Source organism: Bradyrhizobium sp. 142 (genome assembly GCF_023074015.1).
Lineage (GTDB): Bacteria > Pseudomonadota > Alphaproteobacteria > Rhizobiales > Xanthobacteraceae > Bradyrhizobium.
This window is the reverse complement of record NZ_JADPKQ010000426.1, coordinates 1-2087: the sequence shown is the minus strand read 5'-3', so window position 1 is coordinate 2087 and position 2087 is coordinate 1. Positions and strand designations below refer to the sequence as shown.

Genomic DNA, 2087 nt, shown 5'->3' with positions numbered 1-2087 from the left:
CACCGACCCATCATCGAAATCTCCGTCGATGGCCGCTTTACCTAGACGGAATCACGGTTCGCCCTTCTCCTCAAGACAGTTCTGCAACAAAATCGGCCAATACCGGACGTAGAGCGACCTACGGCTGTCGGTTTTCGGTTCAGTGGCTTCCTACCCAGATGTCGCCGGTCTTACTGAATGAGCTCGTCAGCAGCGATCAGCATGGATTGTGGTACAGCAAGACCGAGTGTCTTGGCGGTACTCACGTTAATCACCATTTCGAATTTGGTAGGCCGTAGCACTGGAAGATCGTCGGACTTGGCGCCCCGCAAAATCTTGCCAACGTATACTCCAATTTGGCGGTAGCTATCAGCGAGACTGGCTCCATAACTCATCAATCCACCATCCGCTGGGAACTCTCGAATGTGGAAAATGCCAGGCAATCGGTGACGGGATGAGAGAGCCACGATAAGGCGGCGGCTGGAATCGAAGAACGGATCGTTTTGCACAACTATGCCGTCAACGCCGGTTTTGACCAGCGCGGCAAAAGCCGCCTCTATCTCGGTGTCCGTTGAAGCTGACTGAACGACTACCTCGCGACTGAGAGTCTGGGCAGCCTGCTTAAGCTGGATCGACGGCTCGATCCCGAAACGTGGATTAAGCAGCAGCCCAAGGGTGCGCACCGACGGTACCATCGTGCAGAGAAGCTCCAGCCGTTTGCCGCCGAGATCTCCGGTAAAAAAGTTGACGCCCGTGGCCTTGCCCGGTCGATTCATGCTGTCGACCAGTCCCGTACTCACTGGATCCTGACCCACAATGAAAACAAGCGGAACTTTAAGGCCTGCCGCCTTCGCCGCCGGATCGCCAGTTGCAGCCATTAACGCCAGCGGTCGGCTGAGGAGGTCGGCGGCAAGAGATGGTAGCTGATTGTAGTCACCCTTTGCCCAACGATACTCAACCGCAACGCTGCGCCCCTCTACAAAACCCATCTCTTCGAGTCCGCGGCTAAAGGCATTGGTGTGACCGGTGGCTTCATCGGGCGAGCGCGAACTGAGGAACCCGACCACCGGCACCTGCTGCGCCCGCGCCGCGAGCGGCCACGCTGCTGCGCCACCGACAAGGCCAATAAACTGACGCCGCCGCATTCCAGTCCCCCGCGATCAGACTGCGGGCAGTGTAGCTATCCAAGAAGGGCAACGGGAAGCCGCCGAAGCCTGTCAAATTAAATATCTTTTGGGGGTTGCCGATTTCCGAGTTGGGTCAAACGCGTCATTTTGACCGTGCGCCGACGACTTCCGGTTTATCCCGATAAACAGACGTTTGCTGACCCGGGAGTTTGGCGTGCGACTATTTCAAAAGTCGCAAAAGAGCTTGACCGGCTTTTGAGTTCAATTCCTTGGCATCCAACGTCCCATCATGATCTGGATCTGCGGCACTGAAACGCTGCTCGACTACCGCGAGATACTCGTCCTTCGTGAGCGTTCCATCGTGGTCAGGATCGGCAGCGGCCAACTCCTTCTGGGTCAATCTGCGAGCCAATTCACGTTTGTCGAGAGTGCCATCGTGGTCGCGATCTAACTTGTCAAACAACACCGATGCGGCCTGTTTCGCTTCCGCGAGGTCGACCGTGCCATCGTTATCCGTGTCAAACATTCGAATCCAATTCGAACGGCGGGACTTCGCTAAGACCGGCGAGCCACCGGCCAGCGAAGCACCGGCAATAAATGCGAGAACTAAGGTGCGGCGCGATATCATGGGGTGACCTTTCCGGTTTCCGATTTGTACTACGCAACTCCGTCGGCGAATGCGAGTTCCCTGCCGGGCGGAGCTCTGAGCGATGGAAATCGCGGCCGCTCCTCATCGGCTACGTGAGCGATCCAGCGACACGAAGCCAAAGCGGCAGGTTCGCCGTGATGTCGCTTACGGGTCAACGCACAAAGTCGCTGCGCTCCAGCCCGCTGCGCGGGAGCATGAGCCGAGAGACCGGTAGCCAGTTGAGAAGATAGTGATAGCACTGGAGAGCCCCGCCCTGAGAATCGAGGTGTTTGCAACCCTCACTCAGGAAGGAACTCTCCATGAGCGATACCAACACAGTCAGTCCGCTGCGT

At 57.3% G+C, this 2087-nt stretch carries 3 protein-coding genes; all 3 read right to left on the bottom strand.

Features of this window, described 5'->3' with window-relative positions; genetic code table 11:
- Nucleotides 1–170 precede the first annotated feature (170 nt).
- Nucleotides 171–1124, bottom strand: a complete 954-nt coding sequence (locus IVA82_RS39840) for an ABC transporter substrate-binding protein (protein ID WP_247388183.1) — start codon at nt 1122–1124, stop codon at nt 171–173.
- Between the two features lie 202 nt (nt 1125–1326).
- Complete coding sequence (locus tag IVA82_RS39835) at nt 1327–1734, bottom strand: EF-hand domain-containing protein (RefSeq protein ID WP_247388182.1); 408 nt, start codon at nt 1732–1734, stop codon at nt 1327–1329.
- Between the two features lie 172 nt (nt 1735–1906).
- Nucleotides 1907–2087 (bottom strand): hypothetical protein (locus IVA82_RS39830; protein ID WP_247388181.1); only part of this gene is annotated, 181 nt, incomplete at its 5' end.

Excerpts from the sequence above, each read along its gene's own strand:
- IVA82_RS39840 (WP_247388183.1), bottom strand. The coding sequence starts at position 1,124 with ATGCGGCGGCGTCAGTTTATTGGCCTTGTCGGTGGCGCAGCAGCGTGG.
- IVA82_RS39835 (WP_247388182.1), bottom strand. The coding sequence starts at position 1,734 with ATGATATCGCGCCGCACCTTAGTTCTCGCATTTATTGCCGGTGCTTCG.